Origin of the sequence: Nitrospirillum amazonense (assembly GCF_029594735.1) — a bacterium.
Lineage (GTDB): Bacteria > Pseudomonadota > Alphaproteobacteria > Azospirillales > Azospirillaceae > Nitrospirillum > Nitrospirillum amazonense.
This window is the reverse complement of record NZ_JARPAF010000002.1, coordinates 1,196,012-1,204,273: the sequence shown is the minus strand read 5'-3', so window position 1 is coordinate 1,204,273 and position 8,262 is coordinate 1,196,012. Positions and strand designations below refer to the sequence as shown.

The window sequence follows — 8,262 nt, the reverse complement described above, 5'->3', positions numbered from 1 at the left end:
TTCACTTGATACACCGTCAGCGCTCCCTCGCGCAGGGACAAGCCCATCGCCAGTTCGCACCAACAAAACTTCAGAAGGTACATTCGCCAATCCCGCTCCTCCGTACGTCGTACGGAACCCGCGGAACCGGGAATGCTCCTCGGTTACACTAGACCCTCTTCACAATGTCCAAGACCCCTGATCCTCTCCTCGGAGAAGACCAACAGGCGATCGCATCAGCGCCTCGCCTGTAATCTCTACACAACGTCTCTTTGACAGAACCCTTTGGCCTACCCAGCCTCAACACCCGCCAGCTTGAGGCCGGATGGTGGAGGCGATCGGGATCGAACCGACGACCTCATGCTTGCAAAGCACGCGCTCTCCCAACTGAGCTACGCCCCCGATCCCTCCGGTCACTGGATGGCGGTTGCTGGGGATAGAGTGGTGGGCCAGGCAAGATTTGAACTTGCGACCTCACGCTTATCAAGCGCGCGCTCTAACCAGCTGAGCTACTAGCCCACGGGACCGAGGCCAAGCCTCGTGCCGTTCAAAAGGGTCTGGAGAAGGGATGCGCCGACGGCGGCTCCTGCGGGCCGGTTAAAGCCACGCTCACCCACAATCGGATAAGCCGTGGACCCAGCGCAGGCGTGCTTTTTTCGCCTGACCCTCACTTTTTTCGAAACGCGGCGTAGCCCCTATTCGAAAACCAGCCCAAAGCCCGCAGGCGGCCAGGAGAAGCAATGGCTTAGGCCAGACCCAGCTGGCGCAGCTCCGCCAATATATGGGGCGGCAGGTCCTGCCCGCCGCCGCCCGCCTGGTCCAGATCGGGCGGCGCGTCCTCCGGCTTCAGGTAGCGCCACCCCTGGAAGGGGCGCTTGGGCTGGGGCACGGTTTCCACCAGTTCGGTATCCAGCAGCATGCGGCAGACCTCATCCCCCTCGGGCGAGCGCATGAGATCGAAACCGACGAAACGGGCGCGGCAGCACAGGATGCCCTTCACCACCCAATAGAGGGAGCCGCCGTCCAGCAGCTCCGCCGTGCGCGTGGGCATGCGGCGGGTATAGGTGGGAACCACCCGGTGACCGTGCCAGTCCATCTGGTTGCGGTTGCGCCAGTCGCGCATGTCGGCAAGGTCGGGGGCGCCCACGGCAAGGCGCAGCATATGAAGGGGCATGATCTCAACAAGGCCGGTGTCTATCGGGGGGTTGAGACTACGAGCTTAAGCCTGGGGGTCAAGGCGGCCCGTCACAGGGACGCCATGGTAAAACCCAATCAGCGGCATGAGCCTTGTCATGCCGCTGTAGTCCGGGACTGTGGGCGCTGGAGATTTCCGGGGAGCGCCAGCGGACTGGAAAGCGAGGAAGCCAAGCGGCGGGATGGCCGCGCCCGGCATTTGAGGGAATAAGATCAAGCCCCGACCGAGGCGTTCATGGCGCGGCACTTGGCCTCGAAGCCATCGGAGATGAATTCCGGGCGCTTGAACATGCCCTTCAGCCACGCGGCCAGCAGGCACAGCTCTTCGAGTTTCAGCACCTCATCCAGGGTGCCCTGAGGGAAGCGGATGGCGAAGCTGTCGGCGACGGTGTCCAGCACCTCTTCCACCTGCTCGATGCTGAGACCGCAGTCGGTCTCCAGCACGGCGGTGCGGGTCAGGATTTTCTCGTCGACGCCGTAGTCGTCGCGGATCAGCTTCACGATCCAACGGAATAGGTGCATCCAGTTGGTGACGCCCTCGATCGACCGGCTCACGGCATCCCGCCCCTCAAGTTAGGTCCGCGCTGAGGTGGCCCCGGAAGCGATGTGCTCCCGCCCCACACGGCTGTCAGGTCCCACCCCTATCAGAGAAGCGTTAAGACTTTTTTGACGTCGGCACCAGTGATGTTTCTTCCGTGATAACGGCCGCGCCCTGGCCCAAACCCGGTTGTCAGCGGTCGGGCGGCCGGCGGCTGCTGGAATAGCTGAAGATGGCGTTGAATCCGAACAACAGCAGCAGCATGCCGACGATGACCTCGGCCGCCACGATCAGGCGGATGAAGCTGCCCACCGGCACGATATCGCCATAGCCCACGGTCGACAGGGTCACGACGGAGAAGTAAAGGCTCTCCGCAAATCCGATCTTCTGCGGCGCGCCGCCGATCATGAACTGGCTGACGGGGGAGAAGCGGTCCACCACCGTGTAGAGGGCGGCGAAGACGATCACCAGCAGGGAGTAGAAGGTGAAGAAGGCGAAGGCCGGCTCCGCCAGGCCGGCCACCTGCTCGAAAAACTCCTCGAACAGCAGGCCCGTCTCCAGCAGGAGCACCACCACATCGTAGCTGACCAGCAGCACGATGAAGGCGATGAAGCCCATGGCGGCAAAGAAGGCGTCGCGCACCACGGGCTGGGGCGTTTCAGGGGTCAGCAGGAAGGTGGCCGCGCCCACCAAACCCAGCGGCACCACCCAGCCGAAAGCGCGGCCGAAGCGGCGCAGGTCACGCCGCCTGGCGTTGCCCTCCGGCCGCGCCTGGACGATGGCGCGAATGCCTTGGCGCCGAATCACCACGCCGGCCAGGAACGCGGCCAGTGGCAGGACGAAGCCCAGCCCCAGCAAGCCGGGCGGCAACTGTGAGAAGTGCGCCTCGACGAAGAACTCGAAGATGATGGCGTAGATGCCGACGAAGTTTGCCAAGCCGATGGTGAAGAAGCGGCTGCCGGGGAACAGCAGGTGGCAGGTGCCCACCACCACGACCACAGCCCCCAAGAGCGCCAGCATCAGGCCCGGATCCGCCCCCTGGATGGTAAGCGAGATCAAGGCCAGCAGGCCCACCGTCAGGACGATGGGCGTCACCAGGGTGCGCTTGCGCCGCCGCCGGGGAGCAACGGGGCGGGGGGTGGTCGCGGTCATCACCAGCCGCCCTGCGCCAGCCAGCGTTCCACCTGCACCAGGCGGTCCGCCCCCCAGAACCCCTCCCCATCCACGAAGATGAAGGGGGAGCCGAAGACGCCCCGGGCCATGGCGGCGTCGGTGGCGGCGCGCAGCGCGTCCTTCACCGCCGGCTCCTGCAGGCCGGCCTTGAGGCTATCCGCATCCATGCCGATGCCGGTGGCGACATCCGCCACCGCGTCCACCCCAGAAATGTCCCGCCCCTCCTGCCAGTGGGCGCGGTACAGCGCCTTCGCCAAGCTCCGCGCCAGGCCAACATCCCGGGCGGCCGCCCAGTAATAGGCGCGGGAGGACGCCACGGCATTGATCGGCATCACCTGTGGCCACACCAGCGGCAGGCCGTAATAGCGGGCGGAGCGCATCACGTCATGCCGCAGGTAATCACCCTGCAAGGGGCGCAGCACCGTTGCCGTGACGCCCGTGCTCTTGAACACCGCCCCCAGCAGGATGGGATGCCAGGCGACGGCGCGGCCATGGCGGGCCGCTAGTTCATCAATCGCCATGGCGGCGAAATAGCCGTAGGGCGAGGCGAAGTCGAAATAGAAGTCCAAGGGCTGCGCTGCCATCACAGGTCCCCTCCCCCAATGTTATTCGGGCGGCCGCACCCCTCGGCACGGCCGCCCGCCAGTATGCCCACTCGCCGGATCAGGTCCAGCGTGGATGGGTGTCAGTTGAGACGTTCGACGGCCACGGCCGTGGCTTCGCCGCCGCCGATGCACAAGGACGCCACGCCCCGGGTCTGGCCGTAGCGCTGTAGTGCCGCCAGCAGGGTCACCAGGATCCGCGCGCCGGAAGCGCCGATGGGGTGGCCCAGGGCGCAGGCGCCGCCATGGACGTTGACCTTCTCGTGGGGAATGTCGAATTCCCGCATCGCGGCCATGGGCACCACGGCGAAGGCCTCGTTGATCTCGAACAGGTCGACATCGCGGGCGGACCAGCCGGTCTTGGCGAACAGAGTCTCGATGGCGCCGATGGGGGCGGTGGTGAACCAGTTGGGCGCGCGGGCGTGGCTGGCATGGCCGACGATGCGGGCCAGCGGCGTGAGGCCGCGCTTCTCCGCCACACTGGCGCGGGTCAGCACCAGGGCGGCGGCACCGTCGCTGATGCTGGCACTGCTGGCCGCCGTCACCGTGCCGTCCTTACGGAACGGGGTCTTCAGCGTGGGGATCTTCTCCGGCTTGCCCTTCAGCGGCTGCTCATCCCGGCTGATGACGACATCGCCGGCCTTGCCCTTCACCGTGACGCCCACCGTCTCGCCGTCGAACCAGCCGCCTTCCACCGCAGCCTTGGCCCGGCGCAGGCTTTCGATGGCGTAGGCGTCCTGCATCTCGCGGGTGAACTGGTAGTGGCTGGCCGTGTCCTCCGCGAACGTGCCCATGGCGCGGCCGCGGTCGTAGGCGTCCTCCAGCCCGTCCAGCGCCATGTGGTCATAGATGGTGGCGTGGCCGTAGCGATAGCCGCCGCGGGCGCGATCCAGCAGATAGGGGGCGTTGGACATGCTTTCCATGCCACCGGCCAACGCGATATCGACGCTGCCCGCCACCAGCAGGTCATGGGCCACCATGGCCGCCTTCATGCCGCTGCCGCACATCTTGTTCAGGGTGCTGCACGGCACGGACTGCGGCAGGCCGGCTGCCAGCGCCGCCTGGCGGCCAGGCGCCTGGCCCTGGCCGGCCTGCAGCACGCAGCCCATCACCACCTCATCGATGGCGTCGGGCGCCAGGCCCGCGCGCTCCACCGCCGCCTTCACGGCAGCAGCACCCAGCTGGGCGGCCGGCAGGCTGGACAGGTCGCCCATCATGCCGCCCATGGCGGTGCGGGCGGCGCTGACGATGACAATCGGATCACTCGACATGGTTCATCTCTCCCGTTTGATTCTGTGAGGTGCCCAAGGCGCCGTCCACCTGGACGCGCCAGGCACGGCGGACGAAATCCAGGCCCTCCGGCTCACCCAGCAGGCGGCAGGTCATGGTCTGGGCGAAGGCGATACCCACCATCTGGAACGCGAACAGGGTGCAGTCGAGGCCGGGGCGGAAATGCCCCGCCGCCACCGCCATGGCGGCCCCCTGCCGGATGAAGGCGCGCAAGCGGCGCTGGGCGCCGGCTATCTCATCCCGCAGCGGTCCCGGCCGGTCGTCCAGTTCCAGGCTGGCCGCCTGGATGGGACAGCCGCCCGGAAAGGGGGGTGACCGGTTCCAGGCCCACCAGCCCTCGGCAAAAGCCTCCAGCCGCGGCAGGCCGCGCGGCAGGTCCAGCACCGGCCGGATGACATGGGTGGTGAAGCAGGCCTGGGCCTCCTGCAACACCGCCACCTGCAGCTGTTCCTTGGACCCGAAATGGGCGAACAGCCCGCTTTTCGACAGACCGGTACGCTCCGCCAACAGGCCGATGGTGAGACCTGACAGTCCATCCGTACTCATGAGGCTCAAGGCCTCACCCAGGATGGCGGCGCGCGTGCGGACACCCTTGCTCATGAGCGAAAAATAAACGAACGATCGTGCTATTGTCAAGGCAAGGGCCCTGCGCCGAAAAGCGAAGACCCGTCCCGGATCGCTCCGGGACGGGTCTTCACCGCTGTCAGCCAGGGGGTGCCCCGGAGGGCCAGGATCAGGCGTCCTCGCCCGCCTCATGCATCTGGGCATCGACCACGGCCAGGGCCGACATGTTGACGATGCCACGCACGGTGACCGAGGGGGTGAGGATGTGCACCGGCTGGGCGGCGCCCAGCAGCACAGGTCCCACCGGCTGTCCCTCGCCCAGGGTCTTCAGCAGGTTGAAGGCGATGTTGGCGGCATCGCGGCTGGGCATGATCAGAAGATTGGCCATGCCCTTCAGGCGGCTGTTGGGGAACACCCGATTGCGGATGTCTTCGGAAATGGCGCTGTCGGCATGCATCTCGCCCTCAACCTCCAGCGTCGGGCACTGCTGCTCGATCTTGGCCAGGGCGGCCCGCATGGTCAGGGCCGAGGCGTCGCCGTGGCTGCCGAAGTTGGAGTGCGACAGCAGAGCCACCTTGGGCACCACGCCGAAGCGCCGCACCTCCTCCGCCGCCAGGGCCGTCATGGCGGCGATCTGATCGGCCGTGGGTTCCGGCGTCACATAGGCGTCGGCCAGGAAGAAGGTCCCCTTGGGCAGGATCAGCACCGACAGGGCGGCGGGAATGGTGGTGCCCGGCTTCAGCCCGATGACGTCCAGCACATGCTTCAGGTGCCAATCATAGAGGCCGACTGTGCCGCCGATCATGGCGTCGGCGTCGCCCTTGCGCACCATCATCAGGCCGATGACGGTGGTGTTGTTGCGCACCACCTGGCGGGCGCGGTCCGGGCTGACGCCCCGGCGCTCCATGATGGCGTGATAGCTCTGCCAGTAGTCGGCATAGCGCGGATCGTTCTGCGGGTCGACCAGCTCGACATCGCGGTCCAACTGGATGCGCAGGCCCAGCTTCTCGATACGGCGCGCCACCACCTCACGCCGGCCGATGAGGATGGGCTTGGCCAGGCCGTCATCCACCACGAACTGCACGGCGCGCAGCACCCGCTCCTCCTCGCCCTCGCAATAGACCAGGCGCTTGGGCGCCTGCTTGGCGCGGGAGAACACCGGCTTCATCAGCAGGCCGGAGCGGAAGACGAACTGCGACAGCCGCTCGCGGTAGGCGTCGAAATCGGTGATGGGGCGGGTGGCCACACCGCTGTCCATGGCCGCCTTGGCCACCGCCGGCGCGATCTCCAGGATCAGGCGCGGGTCGAAGGGCTTGGGGATGATGTTGTCGGGGCCGAAACCGGCCTGCTGGTCGCCATAGGCGGCGGCCACCACATCATGTTGTTCCGCCATGGCCAGGCGGGCGATGGCCTCCACCGCGGCGATCTTCATCGCCTCGTTGATCTGGGTGGCGCCCACGTCCAAGGCACCGCGGAAGATGAAGGGGAAGCAGAGGACGTTGTTGACCTGGTTAGGGTAATCGGAGCGCCCGGTGGCGATGATGGCGTCAGGCTGCGCCTCGCGCGCCTCTTCCGGCATGATTTCCGGGGTGGGGTTGGCCAGCGCCAGGATGACCGGCTGGCCCGCCATCTTGGACACCATGGGCTTGGTCAGCACGCGCGGGGCGGACAGGCCCAGGAAGATATCGGCCCCGTCGATGATGTCGTCCAGGGTGCGGGCGTTGGTCTTCTTGGCGTAGCGGGCCTTGCGCGGGTCCATCAGCTCGGTGCGGCCGTCATAGACCACGCCCTTGATGTCGCTGACCCAGATGTTGTCCACGGGCATGCCCATGTCGACCAGCAGGTCCAGGCAGGCCAGCGCGGCGGCGCCGGCGCCGCTGGCCACCAGCTTGACCTCATCGATCTTGCGGCCGCGCAGCTTCAGCGCGTTGGTGATGGCGGCGGCGACGATGATGGCGGTGCCGTGCTGGTCGTCATGGAAGACCGGGATCTTCATGCGCTCGCGCAGCTTGCTTTCCACGTAGAAGCATTCCGGCGCCTTGATGTCCTCAAGGTTGATGCCGCCGAAGGTCGGCTCCAGTGCGGCGATGACCTCGACCAGCTTGTCGGGATCCTTCTGGTCGATCTCGATGTCGAAGACGTCGATGCCGGCGAACTTCTTGAACAGGACGCCCTTGCCCTCCATCACCGGCTTGGCGGCCAGCGGACCGATGTCGCCCAGGCCCAGCACGGCGGTGCCGTTGGTGATGACGGCCACCAGGTTGCCGCGCGAGGTCATCTGGCTGGCCTCGGCCGGGTCGGCCACGATGGCCTCGCAGGCGAAGGCCACGCCGGGCGAATAGGCCAGGGCCAGATCGCGCTGTGTCGCCAGGGGCTTGGTCGGCGTGACGGCGATCTTACCCGGCGTCGGCAGCCGGTGATAGTCAAGGGCGGCTTCGCGAAACTCGTCGGACATGGGGCCGGTCTCTTCTGCGGGGGACTGGGTCGCGAGCGGCGTCACGGTGCGCCGATGCTTCCACGGGCGTCGTAAACCGTTCGGTCTGCTTTCTGCTTAAGGCGGGGGGGCCGGCATTGTCCAGAGGCCATGGGCACTATGGTGCCATTCGACGTCGGCGCGCCCACCTGCCATGCGCGGAACCGGCGGCAAGCGGCCATCCGGAAACGCGAAAGGCCGACCCCAAGGGGGCCGGCCTTTCAGGTGATGGTGCGGTCAAGAAGACTCGAACTTCCACGGGTTGCCCCACAGCGACCTCAACGCTGCGCGTCTACCAATTCCGCCATGACCGCATCATGTCAGAACCTCGTCGGCAAGGGCTTGCCAACGGGTGAACGGGGGAATAGCAAATCGCCGATCCCATAGCAAGCCCTCGTGTGGCCCCATCGGGATCGGGACACACTATATAAAGGCGTGACCCTGAAAAG

The 8,262-nt window shown here is 66.6% G+C and carries 7 protein-coding genes and 3 tRNA genes; all 10 read right to left on the bottom strand.

The window, feature by feature from the left end; genetic code table 11:
• Positions 1–305: 305 nt before the first annotated feature.
• Positions 306–381 (bottom strand) — tRNA-Ala (locus tag P5F91_RS11680).
• A 40-nt stretch (positions 382–421) separates the two neighbouring features.
• Positions 422–498 (bottom strand) — tRNA-Ile (locus P5F91_RS11675).
• A gap of 226 nt (positions 499–724) precedes the next feature.
• Positions 725–1,153 (bottom strand): DUF1489 family protein, encoded by a 429-nt coding sequence (locus tag P5F91_RS11670; protein WP_040845399.1) that lies wholly within the window; start codon positions 1,151–1,153, stop codon positions 725–727.
• A gap of 233 nt (positions 1,154–1,386) precedes the next feature.
• Positions 1,387–1,728 (bottom strand): acyl carrier protein, encoded by a 342-nt coding sequence (locus P5F91_RS11665; RefSeq protein WP_145613931.1) that lies wholly within the window; start codon positions 1,726–1,728, stop codon positions 1,387–1,389.
• Between the two features lie 175 nt (positions 1,729–1,903).
• Positions 1,904–2,863, bottom strand: a complete 960-nt coding sequence (locus P5F91_RS11660; RefSeq protein WP_145613932.1) for an ion channel — start codon at positions 2,861–2,863, stop codon at positions 1,904–1,906.
• Entirely contained in the window at positions 2,863–3,468 is a 606-nt protein-coding gene (locus P5F91_RS11655; RefSeq protein WP_145613933.1) for a 2-hydroxychromene-2-carboxylate isomerase, read from the bottom strand. The genes P5F91_RS11660 and P5F91_RS11655 overlap by 1 nt, the downstream gene beginning before the upstream one ends.
• Positions 3,469–3,569: 101 nt before the next feature.
• The gene (locus P5F91_RS11650; protein ID WP_145613934.1) at positions 3,570–4,757 is read right to left on the bottom strand and encodes an acetyl-CoA C-acyltransferase; all 1,188 of its coding nucleotides are present in this window, start codon (positions 4,755–4,757) and stop codon (positions 3,570–3,572) included.
• On the bottom strand, positions 4,747–5,376 hold the full coding sequence (locus P5F91_RS11645) for a TetR/AcrR family transcriptional regulator (RefSeq protein ID WP_186455038.1): 630 nt from the start codon (positions 5,374–5,376) through the stop codon (positions 4,747–4,749). The genes P5F91_RS11650 and P5F91_RS11645 overlap by 11 nt, the downstream gene beginning before the upstream one ends.
• Before the next feature lie 133 nt (positions 5,377–5,509).
• The gene (locus P5F91_RS11640) at positions 5,510–7,795 is read right to left on the bottom strand and encodes an NADP-dependent malic enzyme (protein ID WP_145613936.1); all 2,286 of its coding nucleotides are present in this window, start codon (positions 7,793–7,795) and stop codon (positions 5,510–5,512) included.
• 247 nt (positions 7,796–8,042) lie between these two features.
• Positions 8,043–8,127 (bottom strand) — tRNA-Leu (locus P5F91_RS11635).
• Positions 8,128–8,262: the final 135 nt, after the last annotated feature.